The 16,343-nt window shown below is 64.1% G+C and carries 15 protein-coding genes; 8 read left to right on the top strand and 7 right to left on the bottom strand.

Annotated elements, in window-relative coordinates; genetic code table 11:
* Positions 1-46 precede the first annotated feature (46 nt).
* Positions 47-1,351 carry a nicotinate phosphoribosyltransferase gene (pncB, locus tag ACFX5Q_RS01250; protein ID WP_404274746.1) on the bottom strand — a complete coding sequence of 435 codons (1,305 nt, stop codon included), beginning with the start codon at positions 1,349-1,351 and terminating at the stop codon, positions 47-49.
* 135 nt (positions 1,352-1,486) lie between these two features.
* A complete protein-coding gene (gcvA, locus tag ACFX5Q_RS01245; protein ID WP_404274745.1) occupies positions 1,487-2,461 on the bottom strand; it encodes a transcriptional regulator GcvA in 975 nt (324 codons plus the stop codon).
* 262 nt (positions 2,462-2,723) lie between these two features.
* Between gcvA and speB the strand changes: the two genes are divergently transcribed.
* The 8 genes from speB to ACFX5Q_RS01205 all read left to right on the top strand — a co-directional run bounded on the left by speB (position 2,724) and on the right by ACFX5Q_RS01205 (position 10,010).
* Positions 2,724-3,785: an agmatinase gene (gene speB, locus ACFX5Q_RS01240; RefSeq protein ID WP_404274743.1), complete on the top strand. Its 1,062-nt coding sequence runs from the start codon at positions 2,724-2,726 to the stop codon at positions 3,783-3,785.
* Positions 3,786-3,866: 81 nt separating this feature from the next.
* Positions 3,867-4,673 (top strand): transporter substrate-binding domain-containing protein, encoded by an 807-nt coding sequence (locus ACFX5Q_RS01235; RefSeq protein ID WP_404274742.1) that lies wholly within the window; start codon positions 3,867-3,869, stop codon positions 4,671-4,673.
* Positions 4,674-4,773: 100 nt separating this feature from the next.
* Positions 4,774-5,442, top strand: a complete 669-nt coding sequence (locus ACFX5Q_RS01230) for an amino acid ABC transporter permease (protein ID WP_404274741.1) — start codon at positions 4,774-4,776, stop codon at positions 5,440-5,442.
* Positions 5,439-6,086, top strand: coding sequence for an amino acid ABC transporter permease (locus ACFX5Q_RS01225; protein WP_006201831.1), 648 nt, complete (start codon positions 5,439-5,441; stop codon positions 6,084-6,086). Before ACFX5Q_RS01230 ends, ACFX5Q_RS01225 begins: the two co-directional genes overlap by 4 nt.
* Positions 6,087-6,154: 68 nt before the next feature.
* Positions 6,155-7,243 carry a PotD/PotF family extracellular solute-binding protein gene (locus ACFX5Q_RS01220; protein WP_404274739.1) on the top strand — a complete coding sequence of 363 codons (1,089 nt, stop codon included), beginning with the start codon at positions 6,155-6,157 and terminating at the stop codon, positions 7,241-7,243.
* 78 nt (positions 7,244-7,321) lie between these two features.
* Positions 7,322-8,359, top strand: a complete 1,038-nt coding sequence (locus ACFX5Q_RS01215) for an ABC transporter ATP-binding protein (RefSeq protein WP_404274737.1) — start codon at positions 7,322-7,324, stop codon at positions 8,357-8,359.
* Positions 8,356-9,210 (top strand): ABC transporter permease, encoded by an 855-nt coding sequence (locus ACFX5Q_RS01210; RefSeq protein ID WP_404274736.1) that lies wholly within the window; start codon positions 8,356-8,358, stop codon positions 9,208-9,210. The genes ACFX5Q_RS01215 and ACFX5Q_RS01210 overlap by 4 nt, the downstream gene beginning before the upstream one ends.
* Positions 9,207-10,010 (top strand): ABC transporter permease, encoded by an 804-nt coding sequence (locus ACFX5Q_RS01205; RefSeq protein WP_404274734.1) that lies wholly within the window; start codon positions 9,207-9,209, stop codon positions 10,008-10,010. The genes ACFX5Q_RS01210 and ACFX5Q_RS01205 overlap by 4 nt, the downstream gene beginning before the upstream one ends.
* A gap of 50 nt (positions 10,011-10,060) precedes the next feature.
* Here ACFX5Q_RS01205 and ACFX5Q_RS01200 read toward each other — a convergent pair whose 3' ends face one another.
* The 5 genes from ACFX5Q_RS01200 to ACFX5Q_RS01180 form a co-directional block, all read right to left on the bottom strand.
* The gene (locus tag ACFX5Q_RS01200; protein WP_404274733.1) at positions 10,061-11,464 is read right to left on the bottom strand and encodes an MATE family efflux transporter; all 1,404 of its coding nucleotides are present in this window, start codon (positions 11,462-11,464) and stop codon (positions 10,061-10,063) included.
* Between the two features lie 256 nt (positions 11,465-11,720).
* A complete protein-coding gene (locus tag ACFX5Q_RS01195; RefSeq protein ID WP_404274732.1) occupies positions 11,721-13,307 on the bottom strand; it encodes an FGGY-family carbohydrate kinase in 1,587 nt (528 codons plus the stop codon).
* Positions 13,304-13,987 (bottom strand): HAD family hydrolase, encoded by a 684-nt coding sequence (locus ACFX5Q_RS01190; protein ID WP_404274730.1) that lies wholly within the window; start codon positions 13,985-13,987, stop codon positions 13,304-13,306. Before ACFX5Q_RS01190 ends, ACFX5Q_RS01195 begins: the two co-directional genes overlap by 4 nt.
* Before the next feature lie 18 nt (positions 13,988-14,005).
* Positions 14,006-15,484, bottom strand: a complete 1,479-nt coding sequence (locus tag ACFX5Q_RS01185; protein ID WP_404274728.1) for a mannitol dehydrogenase family protein — start codon at positions 15,482-15,484, stop codon at positions 14,006-14,008.
* 87 nt (positions 15,485-15,571) lie between these two features.
* Positions 15,572-16,342 carry an L-iditol 2-dehydrogenase gene (locus ACFX5Q_RS01180; RefSeq protein WP_404274726.1) on the bottom strand — a complete coding sequence of 257 codons (771 nt, stop codon included), beginning with the start codon at positions 16,340-16,342 and terminating at the stop codon, positions 15,572-15,574.
* Position 16,343 lies beyond the last annotated feature (1 nt).

Raw genomic sequence — 16,343 nt, 5'->3', positions numbered from 1 at the left:
GACGCCGGATCAAACCAGATGTCGGCGCAGGCTGCCGTCCGACTCCTCACACCTTGACCAGCTGCTCCACGCGATCCTTCGCCCCGAAAATCCTGAGATACCGCTCGATCTCCTTCAGGTCCCCCGTAGCCTTGGCCGGGTTGTCGGACAGCTTGACCGCCGGGCGGCCATTCGCCTCGGTGACCTTGCAGACCAGCGAGATCGCGTCGAGGCTGTTGGTCTCCGTCGGCGCGCAGCCCTCAAAGTCGTTGGTCAGGTTGGTACCCCAGCCGAAGGACATGCGCACCTTGCCCTTGAAGTGGCGGTAGGTCTCCTCGATGGTCTCGACCTCCAACCCGTCGGAGAAGATCAGCAGCTTCTGCCTGGGATCCTTGCCCCTCTCGCGCCACCAGGAAATGATCTTCTCGCCGCCCTCGATCGGCGGCGCGCTGTCGGGACGGAAGCCGGTCCAGTCGGCGACCCAGTCCGGCGCGTCGCGCAGGAAGGACGCGGTGCCGAAGGCGTCGGGCAGCACGATCAAGAGATTGCCACCATAGTAGCGCTGCCAGTCCTGCAGCACCTTGTAGGGCGACTGTTTCAGTTCCTTTTCGGAATTGGCGAGAGCTGCAAACACCATCGGCAGTTCATGCGCGTTGGTGCCGAGCGCCTCGAGGTCGTTGTCCATGGCCAGAAGCACGTTGGAGGTGCCGGTGAAGGCCTCGCCGATGCCTTCCTTGAGCGCCTCGACACACCAGCGCTGCCACAGGAAGGAATGGCGGCGGCGCGTGCCGAAATCGGAGATGCGGATGCCGGGCAAGGCCTTCAGCCGCTCGGTCTTGGCCCACATCTTGGCCTTGGCGCGGGCATAAAGCACATCGAGCGCAAAGGGGCCGAAGGCGCGCATGGCCGCGCGAGATCGGAGTTCATTGATAATAGCCAGCGCCGGGATCTCCCACAGCGTCGTGTACATCCACGGGCCGCTGAAGGAGAGCTCATACTGGCCGTCGCGCTTGGACAGCTCGTAGTCCGGCAGCTGGAAATCTTCGAGCCAGGCGAGGAACTCCGGTTCGAAGATCTGCTTGCGGCCATAGAAATTGTTGCCGCCCAGCCAGATCATCTCCTTCTTGGAGAAGCGCAAGGTGCGGGCGTGGTCGAGCTGGTCGCGCAGCTCCGCCTCGTCGATCTCCTCGGCGAGGCGCACCGAAGTGGTGCGGTTGATCAGCGAGAAGGTGGCGTCCACCTTGGGATACATGCCCCAGATCATCTGCAGCATCAAAAGCTTGTAGAAATCGGTGTCGAGCAGGCTGCGGACGATCGGGTCGAGCTTCCAGGTGTGGTTGTAGACGCGCCGCGCTATATCGGTCTTTGCCATATCTCGTGCCGCCTTCGCTGCTCGCTTCCCGCGAAATGCCTCTTAGCATTGAATTTTTGAAAGCGCCTCCCGCTTTGCGGCCTGGCCCGACAAAAAGCGACCGCTGCGCAAGCGCCGGGTTTACTTGAAACGGCCTCAAGAAGCGCTCTTGGTGCCGATCACCCGCAGCGCCGGACGCTTCCTGCGGATGCCGATGCGGCCGGCCACCGGCGCGTCGGCGCGGCCGTCGGCCTGTTCCTTCTCGGCAAACAGCCAGTCGATGAACAGCTGCACGATCGGCGCCGAACGCATCTCGTTGCGGCAGACGACGTAAAAATCGTCGACCGCCGGCACCGACAGGCTGAACGGCGCAACCAGCAGGCCCCTGGCAAGCAGCGTGCTTGCCGTCACGGAATCGCCAAGCGCCACACCATGGCCATGCACCGCGGCCTCCGTTGCCGTGCGGGCGTCGCCGAGATGGTGGCGGCGGCCGCGCTCGAGATCCAGCCCGTCGGCGGCGGCAAGCCAGGTGTGCCATTCGCGGCCGTCGTCGCCATGCAGGAAGACATGGTCCGCGAGATCGCGGACGGTGCGGATCGGGCGGTTGTTGATCAGCGTCGGGCTGACCACCGGGAACAATTCGAGGCCCGACCATTTGCGCATCCAGCAGTCGCTCCAGCTGCCGTCGCCATAATGCACGCAGACATCGATGTGCGGCGCGCGGATGTCCCTGGCGTCGTTGGACGGGACAAGCGTCAGCCTGATGTCGGGATATTGCGACATGAAGCTGCCGAGCCGGGGCGCCATCCACAAAAGCAGCAGCGCCGGCACGCAGGAGACCGAGAGCGTGCCGGCACTGGCCGGCCTGGTCATGCGCTGGGTGGCGGCGGCGATGCCGTCGAAGGCGCTCGACACCGCCGGCAAGAGTTCGGCGCCGTGCGGCGTGAGTTTCACCCGCTGTCCGGCGCGCTCGAACAGCTTGACGCCGAGCGATTGCTCGAGCGCCTTGATCTGGTGGCTGATGGCGCCGTGCGTGACATTGAGCTCGGTCGCCGCCTTGGTCAGCGAGGCGTGGCGTGCCGTCGCCTCGAAGGCGCGCAGCGGATTCAACGGGGGCAGACGCTTGGCCATCGGCACTCGCTAAGCATGATCCCGGGGCCGGTTTTCGGACAAGATCGCGCGCCAAATTGATTGTGAGATTTTCTCACAGTAATTACACTAACAATATCAATTGATTTTTCAATCCAGCTGCCGGACACTTTGAACCAGAGCAGCATCAAGACGTGAAATTCGAAGGCAGCCAGAGCGGGACAGCGGTCCGGCCGGATGGTGGTCAGTTCGCCAAGCGTCGCCGAGGCCTTTCGAGTCATCATTCAGACAGGAGGAGACCGACATGGGTTATGATCGCGGCAAGCTCGAAGCGTTGCGTCGCAAATATGGCGAAGGCCATGGCGGCGAGATGTTCGACCCGAAATTCCGCAAGGTCGCCGACAAGATCTTTTCAAAGAGCGGCACGCGGCTGGCGCCCTATTCCGGCATCCCGACCTTCCTTGCAGCACCCTATCGCGAAATTGCCGCCGACAATCCGGACTTCGGCGACCTGCAGGTGGCGATCATCGGCGTCCCGATGGATCTCGGCGTCACCAACCGGCCGGGTTCGCGCTTCGGGCCGCGGGCGCTGCGCGCCATCGAACGCATCGGCCCTTACAACCACGTCCTGGAATGTGCTCCAACGCATGAGCTTCGGGTCGCCGACATCGGCGACGTGCCGTTCCAGAGCCGCTACCGGCTGGAGACCAGCCATGAAGACATCGAGCGCCGTACCAACCAGATCGTCGATGCCGGCGTGATCCCGCTTTCAGTCGGCGGCGACCATTCGATCAGCCATCCGATCCTGAAGGCGGTCGGCAAGAAGGTGCCGGTCGGCATGATCCATATCGACGCCCACTGCGACACCAGCGGCCTGTTCGACCTGACCAAGTTCCATCATGGCGGGCCGTTCCGCAACGCGGTGCTGGACGGCGTGCTCGACCCGTCGCGCACCATCCAGATCGGCATCCGCGGCGCGGCCGAGTATCTGTGGGAATTCAGCTACGAATCCGGCATGACCGTGGTGCATGCCGAGGAGGTGACCGGCCTCGGCATCCCCGCCATCATCGAGAAGGCGCGCAAGATTGTCGGCGACGGCCCGACCTACATCTCCTTCGACGTCGACAGCGTCGATCCGGCCTTCGCGCCGGGCACCGGCACGCCGGAGATCGGCGGACTGACGACGCGGGAGGTGCTCGAACTGCTGCGCGGCCTCAAGGGCCTCAACATCGTCGGCGGCGACGTCGTCGAGGTGGCGCCGCAGTATGACGCGACCACCAACACCGCTCATGTCGGCGCTCAGATTCTGTTCGAGATCCTGAGCCTGATGGTGTTCAGCCCGGCGATCACGAGCAAAGGATCCTGACACTAGACAAATCGAAGGCGGCCGCCGCGCTGGAGCCGGCGGCCGGCCTCAAACAAACAAGCTTCCAGCAGGGGAACGACAATGACTTTTCACATGAAGCTCAAATCATCCATCGCCGCCGTGCTGATGCTCGGCGCGACCGGCTTTGGTTTCACCACGCAGGCCAATGCCGACGCGGTCGACGACATCGCCAAGGCCGGCGCGATCAATGTCGGCATCTTCTCCGATTTCCCCCCCTTCTCCTCGGCCAGCGCCGACATGAGCATCAAGGGCTATGACATCGACGTGGCGCAGGCCATCGCCGATTCCCTGAAGGTCAAGCTCAACCTGGTCAGCGTCACCGGCCAGAACCGCATCCCATATCTGACCGACAAGCGCGTCGATATTTTGATGAGCGTCGGCTACTCCAAGGAGCGCGAGCAGGTGATCGATTTCGCCGCCGCCTACGCCCCTTACTACATCGCGGTCATCGGCCCGGCCGCACTTGCGGTCAAAGGCAAGGAAGACCTCGCCGACAAGTCGATCGCAGTCAACCGCGGCACGCTGGAGGACACCTCGCTGACCGAGGCAGCGCCGGCTTCGGCCGACATCCGCCGCTTCGACAACTACAACGCCGTCATCCAGGCCTTCATCTCCGGCCAGACCCAGTTGATGGTGGTCGGCAACGATGTCGGCGCCCAGGTGCTGGCCAAGCAGGACGCGCTGCAGCCGGAGCAGAAATTCCAGTTGCTCACTTCGCCTTCGCATATCGGCCTCAACAAGAACGAGGACCGGCTGAAGCAGGCGGTCAACGACGCGGTCGCCAAGATGCTGGCCGACGGCAAGCTGGATGAGAGCTCGAAGGCCTGGCTGAAGACGCCGCTCAATCCCGACAACCTCAAGGATTGATGCCAGAGTCGTTGATACTTAGAGCGGCTCAGCTTTTGATGAACCGCCGGACCCGCTCTAAGTATTTGTTTTTACGAAATTCCGGACGGGACCTATCGTCATGGGCTACAGCCTCGACTTCGGCTGGCTTGCGGGTGCTGTGGGCGCGATCGCGCGCGGCGCGGCCACGACGATGCTGTTGATCGTCGTGACCACGTTCGTGGGAACGCTGCTCAGCATCCTCGGCGCGGCCGGCCGGCGAAACGGCCCGCTGCTGCTGAAGCGGGCGATTGGCGTCTATGTCGAGGTGATGCGCAACACGCCGTTCCTGGTGCAGCTGTTCTTCATCTTCTTCGGCCTGCCCAGCCTCGGCATCAGGCTCGATCCGATCCTGGCCGCCATGCTGGCGATGACGCTCAACATGGCGGCCTACACGATCGAGATCGTCGGCGCCGGGCTCGACGCGGTACCGCGCGGACAGACGGAAGCAGCACTGGCGCTCGGGCTCAGGCCACGCCAGGTGTTCGTCAAGATCGTGCTGCCGCAGGCGCTGAAGGTGATCTACCCGGCGCTGACCAGCCAGGTCGTCATCATGATGCTGGAATCCGCCGTCGTGTCGCAGATCGCCGTGCGGGAACTGACCTACGAGGCAGACATGCTGCAGGCACGCACCTTCCGCGCCTTCGAAACCTATTTCGTGGTGACGATGGTCTATCTGGCGCTGTCGATGGGCCTGCGCCGGCTGCTGGTGTCAGGCGGACGCCGCGTTCTGGGAGCCGGTGTGTCATGATCGAATTCACCTTCTGGGATATTCTGCGCAACCTCTTGCTCGCCGCGCGCTGGACGGTGCTTTTGTCGCTTGCCGCTTTCGTCGGCGGCGCGCTGGTCGGCCTCGTCGTGCTGTTCTTCAGGATCGCCAAAAACAAGTGGAGCCGGCGCATTGCTTCCGGCTACATCGCGCTGTTCCAGGGCACGCCGCTCCTGATGCAGCTGTTCCTGATGTTCTTCGGCCTGCCGATGCTCGGCCTGCGCATCGAGCCGTGGACGGCGGCGGTGCTCGGCCTCACCTTCTTCGCCAGCGCCTACCTGGCCGAGATCTGGCGCAGCGGCGTCGCCGCGTTGCCGCAGGGACAGTGGGATGCCGGCGCCAGCCTCGGCCTCCACTATCTGCAGGAGCTGAGGCTGATCATCCTGCCGCAGGCGTTCTCGATCACCCGGGCGCCGACCGTCGGCTTCCTGGTACAGCTAATCAAATCGACAGCGCTGACCTCGATCATCGGCTTCGAGGAACTGGTCAGGACATCCAACGCCATCAACAACGCCACCTTCGAGCCGTTCAAGGTCTACGGGCTGGTGGCGCTGATCTTCTTCGTCATGTGCTTTCCACTGACGCAATACGCCCGCACGCTCGAACAACGAGCGGCGGCCCACTGACGCCAGGCGGCGAAACAGTGTGTGAAGGGAACCCGCCGGTTAGCCGGCATCAACTGAGGAGAAACGAGATGAACAGACTGATCGGAAAATCCCTGACACGGCGCGGCGTGCTTGGCGCCGGCCTCGCAACGGCAGGCATGCTCGCCATGCCTTCGATCCTGCGGGCGCAGGACAAGTCGCTGAAGGTCGGCGTCTATGGCGGCTACTTCAAGAAATCCTTCGACGAGCATGTCTTCCCGGATTTCACCAAGGCAACCGGTATCGCGGTCGAATCCGTCGCCGAGCCGACCGGCGAGGCCTGGCTGGTGCAGCTCGAACAGGCGGCCAAGGCCGGGCAGGCGCCGGCCGACCTTTCGATGATGTCGCAGGGCTCAACGATAAAGGGCCAGTCGACCGAATTGTGGACGCCGCTCGATACGTCGAAATTCAAGCACTACAACGACCTGTTGCCCCGCTTCGTCAACAAGTATCCGGACGGCCGCGTTGCCGGCATCGGTGCCGTTGCCTGGTGGATCACGCTGGTCACCAACACCGATGTCTACAAGGACGCGCCGACATCGTGGGCCGCACTGTGGGACAAGGCCAACGAAGACAAGCTCGGCCTGCTGGCGCTTGCCTCCAACTCGTTCCTGCTCGAAGTGACTGCCAAGACCTTCATGGGCGGTACCAACGCGCTCGACAGCGAGGACGGGCTGAACAAGGCGTTCGAAAAGCTCGCCGAGGTCAAGCCGAACGTCCGCCTCTGGTACCGCGACGAGGCGCAGTTCGAGCAGGCCTTGAAGTCGGGCGAGATCCCGATGGGCCAATATTATCACGACGTCACCGGGCTCGCGGCCGCCGACGGCTTCCATGTCCGCTCGACCTTCCCCAAGGAAGGCGGCATCCAGGATTCCGGCAATTGGGTGCTGTCGCGCGCCTCGACCAAGGTCGACGAGGCGCACGCCTTCATCGACTATATGAGCCAACCTTCGATGCAGGGTCTCATGTCGCGCAAGGTCGGCACGACGCCGACGCTCAAGAAAGAGGTGCTCGACCTCAAGCCAGAAGAGTTCGCCGCGGTGTCGTCGGACATCGAGCCGATCATCCCGCGCTACGACCTCTATACGTCGAAGGCCGACTGGATCAACCAGAAGTGGACCGAGCTGATCGTCGGCTAAGCCGACCTGCATTAACCTGACCGGCCGCCGGATAGCCTCCGGCGGCCCTTGCAGTGCAATGCCTGAGAGGGGTGAGTCATGTCCGGATTGAACATCAACGCCATCACCAAGAAATTCGGCAGCTTCGCCGCCGTCGACAATGTCCAGCTCAACGTACCGCACGGCACTTTCGTGTGCCTGCTCGGGCCATCGGGTTGCGGCAAGACCACGCTGCTACGCATGATTGCCGGGCTGGAGGAGCCGACCAGCGGCGCCATCGTGCTCGACGGCGAGGACATCACGCCGCTGCCGACGCACAAGCGCAATCTCGGCATGGTGTTCCAGTCGTTGGCGCTGTTTCCGCATCTTTCTGTCGGAGACAACATCGCCTATGCGCTGCGCATTCGCGGCGCCTCGAAGGAAGAGCAGAAGAAACGCGTCGACGAGTTGCTGAGCCTGATCCACCTGCCCGGCTTTGCCGATCGCCCGGTGGCGAAACTGTCGGGCGGCCAGCGCCAGCGCGTGGCGATCGCCCGTGCCTTGGCGCTGTCGCCGAAACTGTTCCTGCTCGACGAGCCGCTCTCGGCGCTCGACGCCAAATTGCGCGAGGCCATGCAGGTGGAATTGCGCCAGCTGCAGCAGCGGCTCGGCATCACCACCATCGTCGTCACCCACGACCAGCGCGAAGCAATGACCATGGCCGACCTTGTCGTCGTCATGGGCCACGGCAAGATCCTGCAGGCGGCGCCGCCGATCGAAATCTACCGCAAACCGGCCGACGCTTTCGTCGCCGACTTCATCGGCATCACCAATTTGTTGCCGGCCGAAGTCGACAGCGCCGGGCGCACCACCATCCTCGGCACCGCCTTTCCCGGCCTTGCCATGCCGGCGGGACAAAGCAAGGCCTCGGTGTCGATCCGTCCCGAGGACGTGCATCTCGGCGCTCCCGGCGGATCGGCAATCACCGGCGAGGTGAGTTTCGTGCGCGATCTCGGCGGCACCATCGAGACCTTCGTCGAGGTCGGCGGCACCAGCATCATCGCCGTGACGACGCCGCGCGAGCGGCATGACGTGCCGGTCGGCGCCAAGGTCGGCGTCACGCTGCCGCCCGCAAGCTGCGTGGTGCTCGGCTCATGAGACGCGAAGCTCCAAAGTCGGTAGCCGACTACACGCCGCTGTTCTTTCCGGCGCTGATGCTGATCGTCTTCTTCGTCGTGCCGTTCTCGACGATGATCGCGGTGAGCTTCTTCAAGCGCAACCCTTCCGGCTTCTACACGCCGGATTTCGTGTTCGACAATTACGCACGCTTCCTGTCGATGTTCTTCGGCGGCGTGCTCGGCTTTTCGCTGATGCTGGCGGTGCTGGTCGCCGTCTGCTGCGTCGCCATCGCCTTCCCCTTCACCTATCTTTTGACGCGGCGCCCGCGCCGCGTGCAAACGCTGTGGCTGGTCGGGCTGTTGTCGGTGCTGTCGCTGTCGGAGGTCATCATCGGCTTTGCCTGGTCGACACTGTTTTCGCGCACCGCGGGCATCACCAATCTGTTCGTGGCGATCGGGCTGATGGACAAGCCGGTGGCGCTGCTGCCGAGCTTCGGCGCGGTGCTGACCGGCATGGTCTACCAGGCGCTGCCCTACACGATCCTGGTGCTCTACCCCGCCCTCGTGCGCCTCGACCCGACACTGCTCGAGGCGGCGCGCACGCTTGGCGCCTCGCCGGTTCGGGCCTTCTTCAACGTCGTGGCGCCGGCGCTCCGAAACACCATCGTGGCAACGCTGATCATGGTCTTCGTGTTTGCGCTTGGTTCCTATCTGTTGCCGCAGATTCTCGGACGGCCGCAACACTGGACACTTTCGGTGCTGATCACCGACCAGGCGATCTATCAGTCCAACATGCCTTTCGGGGCGGCGATGGCGGTGTTCCTGGTGCTGATCTCGCTGGCGCTGGTTGGAATGACGCTGCTCGTTGGACGCAAGGAGAACGCGCTATGACCGAGACCTGGCTTCGCCGCTTCTATTTCGGCCTCGTCGCCCTGTTCCTGGCGGCGCCGCTCATCGTCGTTGCCGGCGTCTCGGTCAACGAGAAGCAGGACCTGGCTTTCCCGCCGGTCGGCTTCTCGCTGGCGTGGTACGCACAGATCTTCACCGACCCGGAATGGCGGCTGGCGCTGATCCATTCGGTGACGCTCGCCGTCTGCTCGGCGGCGATCGCGGTGGCCATCGCACTGCCGCTGGCCTGGTTCCTGTGGCGGCGCATCGCGCCATGGGCGAACATTTTTCAGGTGCTGGGGCTCGCGCCCTTCATCCTGCCGCCTGTCATCACGGCGCTCGGCTTCCTCAGCTTCTGGGCGACGGTCGGGCTGTTCGGCCAGTTCTTCACCGCAATCATCAGCCACGCCATCTTCTTCGTGACACTGCCGCTGGTGACGCTGTCGCTGGGTTTTGCCTCGATCGACCGCTCGCTGGTCGAGGCCGCCGCCACCATGGGCGCCGACGACCGCACCGTCTTGAAGACCGTGGTGTTGCCGCTGATTCTCCCCTACCTCGTCTCGGGCTACGCCTTCGCCTTCGTGCTGTCGCTCAACGAATATATCGTTGCCTATATGACGATCGGCTTCACCACCGAGACGCTGCCGATCAAGATCTTCAACGCGCTGCGCTACGGCTACACGCCGACCATGGCCTCGGTGTCGGTGTTCTTCGTCGCGGTGGCGGCGCTGGTGTTCGGCGCGATCGCGCGGTTCGGCGACATCCGCAGGCTGCTCGGCGCGATGTCGTCCGACGGTAACTGAGCAATCCGCTCGAAGAAGAAGGCCGTCGGGCAACCGGCGGCCTTTCTGTTTCAGTGCACGAATGCCAATGACGGCGCGATCCGGTCGCGCCGTAGCCAGCGCGCCAGAAGCATTGCCGCCACGACGGCGAGGCCCGACGACAGGCCGATCCAGATGCCGACGCCGTTGAAACCGAAATGGAAGGCGAGCAGCACGCCGAGCGGCAGGCCGATGCCCCAATAGCCGATCGCGGCATAGATCATCGGCACCTTGGTGTCGTGCAGGCCGCGCAGCATGCCGGCGGCAACCGCCTGCGCGCCGTCGAAGATCTGGAACAGTGCCGCAAACGCAAGAAAAGACACGGCAAGCGCGATCACCCTGGCGTTGGCCGGATTGGCGAGATCGATGAAGGCGCTGATCAACAGATGCGGCCAGAGAATCATCACCAGACCCATCAGCGCCATGAAGGAGACGCCGATGACGAAGGCTGTCCAGCCGGCGCGGGAAACCCCTTCCGGATTGCCCGCACCATGGGCAAGGCCGACCCGCACCGTCACCGCCTGGTTGAGGCCGAGCGGCACCATGAACGAGATCGAGGCGATCTGGATGGCGATGGCATGAGCGGCCAGCGAATCCGCATCGATCAGGCCCATCAGAAGCGCTGCCGCGTTGAAGATCGTCACCTCGAAGGCGAGGAGGCCGGCGATCGGCATGCCGAGCCGAAGCAGGCCAGTGAAGCGCGGCCAGTCGGCGCGCCAGAAGCGGCCGAACAGACGATAGCGGCGGAACTTCTTCTCCAGCATCACCACCGCCGCCATGCCGCAAAACATCAGCGTGCTGGAGAGCGTCGTGGCGAGACCGGAGCCGGCAATGCCCATCGAGGTGACCCCTAGATTGCCGAACATGAACACCCAGTTGAAGAAGGCGTTGCAGGCGACGGCGACGAAGACGATGATCAGCGCCCAGCCTGGCCGTTCCAGCGCCGAGATGAAGGAGCGCAGCACGATATAGCCGTAAAACGGCAGCACCGCCCATTCCAGCCAGCGCAGATAAATGCCCGCCTGATGCGCGAGTCTCGGCTCCTGGCCCATGGCCAACAGGATTGCCTCGCCGTGCCAGAGCGCGATCCAGATCGGAATTGAGATCAGGATCGCCAGCCACAGGCCCTGGCGCACGGTGCGGCGCAGGTCGCGCACGGAATGGCGGCGGCGGCCGAGTTCGGTCGCCATCATCGGCGAGGTCGCCAGCATCAGGCCGAGGCCGAAGATCAGCGGCATGAAATAGAGATTGGCGCCGAGCGCGCCGCTGGCCAGCGTGTCCGGTCCGAGACGGCCCATCATCATGACGTCGGTGGCGGTCATGGCCGTCTGGCCGAGATTGGTCAGCACCATCGGCCAGGCGAGCGCCAGCGTCGCCGTGATTTCCTGACGCCAAAGGTTTTCCGGCGCGCGAGCGCCGGCTTCGATCGCAGACATTGTCCTGCTCTTTCCGATTGCGGCGCGTCGGCATCGGAGCCGGAAGCCGCATTGCAAACGGCAAAACCCTCGGTTTCGCGGCGTTTGCGCCGTCTATTGAACGAAATGCGACATGAAGGCAAGGGAGGAGGAGCGGGCAGCTATTGAGCCAGAGCTTGAGCGGTTCAGCGTTTCACGGAAACGCAGAACCGCCCTATCTGTTTGTTTTGACGCAATTCCGGACGGAAAACCGTTTCACACTTTTCCTGGAATTGCTCTAGCGGATCTCATCCAGCGCCCGCCGCTGGCGGTGCATCTCCAAAAAGATGCGGTAGTCGCGGTCGAAGCGAGTGCCGGCGGCCGGGTTGGCGGCGCGTTTTTTGCCGCCTTGCTGCATGGCGACGCAGGCGGCGTTGAGGTCGGGGAAAAGCCCAGCGGCGGTGGCCGCGACCATGCCGGTGCCGAGCAGCACCGCCTCGTCGGCCAGCGGTTCGACCACCGCGCAGCCGGTGGCATCGGCATAGAGCTCCATCAAAAGCGGGTTCTTGGTGTGGCCGCCGGTGACATGCAGCGTGTCGATCAAATAGCCGTTCTCGTTCAGCGCCTCCAGCACATGGCGCACGCCGAGCGCGATGCCGACGGCGGTGCGCCAGTAGAGCTTGCACAGGCTGTCGAAGGAGGCATCGAGTGTAAGCCCGCTGACGACGCCGACCGCATGCGGATCGGCCAATGGCGAGCGGTTGCCGTGGAAATCCGGCAGCACATGCAGCCTCGCCGCGAGACCTTCGCCCTCGGCGGCGCGCAGTTCGGCGACACGGCGGGCGATCCTGGCGTGCATGGCGGCGTCGGGCTCGCCGCCGGCGCCGTGCCAGCGGATGATGTGGTCGAGCAGCGCGCCGGTGGCCGACTGGCCGCCTTCCGACAGCCAGAGTTTTGGCAGTGCCGCGCCATAATACGGCCCCCAGACGCCGGCGAAAGGCTGCGGGTCGGGCGACATTGCCATGACGCAGGAGGAGGTGCCGGCGATCAGCGCCAGATGGCGGCTGATATTGCTGCCGTCGCCGGCAAAACCACCAAGCACACCGAGCGCGCCGGCATAGGCATCGATGACGCCGGCACCGACCCGGCATTTATCCGTCAGACCAAGCTCCGCCGCCGCTTCCGGACTGAGCGGGCCGATATCGGTCCCGACCGGACTTGCCTTCTCCGGCAGATTGCCGTGCTCGAAAAGATCGCCAAGACCGACCGTCTCGAAGAAGTCTCGCCGCCAACCGGTCTCTTCATGCGCGAGATAGGTCCATTTGGCGGTCAGCGTGCATTGCGAGCGCGCCAGCGAGCCGGTCGCCTTCCAGGTCAGGAAATCGGTGAGGTCGAATAGATAGCCGGCTTCATTCCATGTTCCCGGCAATTTGCGCTTCAGCCACATCAGCTTCGGCGTCGCCATCTCCGGCGACATGACGCCGCCGATATAGTCGAGCACGGCATGGCCGCTTTCCGTACATTCGTCGGCCTCGGCGATGGCGCGATGGTCGAGCCAGACGATGGTGTCCCAGCGCCGCTCCCCGGTCACCGACACGCTGAGCTGGCCGCCTTGCCTGTCGCGCACCACCAGCGAGCAGGTGGCATCGAAGGAGATGCCGACAATGTCGTCTGCCGCCACGCGGGCCTTCTCGCGGGCAGCGCGCACGGCGACGCACACCGCCGACCAGATATCCTGCGAATCATGCTCGGCATGATCGGCCTTGGGCTGGTGCATGGCGATCGGGTGATCGGCGCGGCCAAGCAAGGTGCCCTTGGTGTCGAGAATGCCCGCGCGGGCGCTCCCGGTGCCGACATCGACCGCGCAAACGAAACTGTTGGTCAAGATGCTTTTTCTCTCGCTCCCAGGCCTGCAATCAGATCGGGCAATTGCAGCATGTCAGCGAATATAAAGTCCGGCTCACTCGACGCAAGCCGCGCTTTCAATGCCGGGTTGCCGGCATGCGAGCCGCCGGTGAAGGCAAAGACGCGCATGCCCGCCGCGCGCGCGGCCGCGATGCCGGCCGGGCTGTCCTCGATGACCAGGCATTTGCGCGGATGGGCGCGCATGCTGGCGGCCGCGTGGAGAAAAAGGTCGGGCGACGGCTTGCCTTTGGCCACCATGGTGGCGCTGAACAGATGCGGCTCCAGATGGCCAAGCAATCCGGTGACCTCGAGCGCGTAGCGGATGCGCTCGAGCGTGCCCGAGGAGGCGACGCAGGATGGCACGCCGAGCTTCGGCAGCACGTCCTTGATGCCGGGGATCGGCTTCAACTCCTCGCGGAATTTGCGCATCAATTCGACGCGCATCGCGGTCAGATGCTGGTCGGTGATGTCGAGCCCGAAGTCGCGGCCGAGGATCTCGCGGACGCTCTTCATGCTTTTGCCGAGGAAATGCTCGTAGGCGTCGTCTTCGCTGACCACGCCGCCGGCAAGCGCGATCATGCCGAGCAGGGCCGAGACGGAGAGCGCCTCGCTGTCGACCAGGACGCCGTCACAGTCGAAGATGACCAGTTCGGGCGTCATTCTCTGCTTCCGTCGGCGTCAGAGCTGGCCGGCGATATAGCGCGTCAGCGTCTGCCGCGCGCCGTTCGCCCACAAAATGTTGAGCGCATGGGCGAACGCTTCGGCGAAGACCGGCGAGCGGCCGACATCGCCATAGATGTCCTCCATGGCAAGCCAGGCGGATGGCGCATCTTTTGCCGCCCTGGACGCCGCCTGCAGCCGGTCCCAGCTCGGATCGTTGGGTTCGATGACGGCGCCGCTGTCGGTGGTGCCGAAGCAGTAGCGGCACCAGAGCGCCGATTCCAGCGCCAGCCCGGCGACGCTCTTTCCCGCCTTCAGCCGGTCGGCAATCGTCGGGATGATGAATTTCGGCTGGCGGTTGGAACCGTCGAGACAAAGCCGGCGAATGGTGTCGCCGATCTTCGGGTTGGAGAAGCGGCGCTCGATGAGCTGGTAATAGTCTTCAAGCACGGTGTCGGGAACCGGCGGCACGGTCGGGATGATCTCGTCGCGCTCCAGCTTGGCGAGGAAGTCGCGCACCAGCGGCTCCTGCATCGCTTCATGGACGAAATGGATGTCCATCAGCCCAGCCGGATAGGCGATCGTCGCGTGGCCGCCATTGAGGATGCGGATCTTCATCAGCTCGTAGGGAGCCACGTCTTTGACGAACTGCACGCCGACCTTTTCCAGCGGCGGGCGGCCGTCGGTGAAATGATCCTCCAGCACCCATTGCTTGAAAGGCTCGCAGAACACCGGCCAGTTGTCCTCGAGGCCGAAATCGCTGGCCAGAATGCCGCGCTCGCGGTCGGTGGTGGCCGGCGTGATGCGATCGACCATGCCGTTCGGAAAGGCGACGTTGTCGCTCACCCAATTGGCGAGGTCCTCGTCGATCAGGCGGGCGAGGCCGATGACGCCGTCGGAGGTGACATGGCCGTTGTGAGGGATGTTGTCGCAGGACATGACGGTGAACGGCACGACGCCGTCGCTGCGGCGGTGCATCAGTCCGGCCAGGATCAGGCCAAAAACGGTCTTCGGCGTCGCCCCTGGCTGCGCGTCGGCAACGATATCAGGGTGGGTCGGGTTGAACACGCCGGAGGCCGGATCGATGAAATAACCGCCTTCGGTGATGGTCAGCGAAACGATCCTGATCGCCGGATCGGCAAGCTGCTCGATGATCGCCGTCGCATCGCCTGGCGTCAGGAAGTCGATCATGACGCCGGTGACGCGAGCACTCATATGGCCTGAGTCCTGCTCGACCACGGTGGTCAGCCAGTCCTGTTCCTGCAGCTTGCCGCGGCCGACCTTCTCGCCCTCGAAGACGCCGGCGCCGACCAGCGCCCAGTCATGGCCGACGCCCTGATTGAACAGGTCGTCGAGATAGACGGCCTGGTGCGAGCGATGGAAATTGCCGACGCCGAAATGCACGATGCCGGCCTTGAGGGCGGCGCGATCGTATTTCGGGCCGGCGACCTTCGGGGGAAGCTTGGCGAGAGTGGAAGACGAGAGTTTCACGGTCATCTGCTTTTACCCTTTGGCCCAACCCGGCCTTCGCGATCCCGGCGTCTTCTCCCCGCGGAGGTACGGGGAGAAGAGCGCCTTCGCCCCTCAACTCATCCACTGGCCGCCGTCGACATTGTAGGTCTGGGCGACAATGTATTCGGCGTCCTCGCTGGCCAGGAACACGGCCATGCCGGTCAAATCTTCCGCTCTGCCCATGCGGCCATAAGGCACGCTCTCGCCGACCAGTCTCTTCTTCTCGCCCTTCGGCCGGTTCTCGTATTTGGCGAACAGCGCATCGACATCGTCCCACATATCGCTGTCGACGACGCCGGGAGCGATGCCATTGACGTTGATGCGATGCTTGATCAAATCGAGCCCCGCCGACTGGGTGAGCGAGATGACGGCGGCCTTGGTGGCGCAGTAGACGGCGACCAGCGTCTCACCGCGCCGGCCGGCCTGGCTTGCGATGTTGATGATCTTGCCGCCTTTGCCGCGCGCGATCATCGAGCGGGCGGCTGCCTGCAGCATGAACAGCGTGCCGGCGACATTGACCGAAAACAGCTTTTCGTAACTTGCCTTGGTGATCTCGACGATCGGCGCCAGGTCGAACAGAGCGGCATTGTTGACCAATATGTCGAGACCGCCTGTCCTGGTCTCGACCGTCTTCACCGCCGCCTCGATCGACGCGAGATCGCTGACGTCGAGCTTGACCGCATAGGCTTTCCCGCCGATCTCCGAGGCCGTCTTCTCGGCGGCTTCGAGGTTGATGTCGGCAATCGCCACGATAGCGCCTTCGCGCGCATAGGCTTCGGCGAAGGCCTTGCCGATGCCGCGCGCCGACCCGGTGATCAGCGCCGATTTGCCGGCCAGGCGCATG

It is taken from the genome of Mesorhizobium sp. IMUNJ 23033 (assembly GCF_044778005.1).
Lineage (GTDB): Bacteria > Pseudomonadota > Alphaproteobacteria > Rhizobiales > Rhizobiaceae > Mesorhizobium > Mesorhizobium amorphae_A.
Note: the sequence above shows the minus strand (reverse complement) of the source record. Positions and strands in the feature narration are given on the sequence as shown.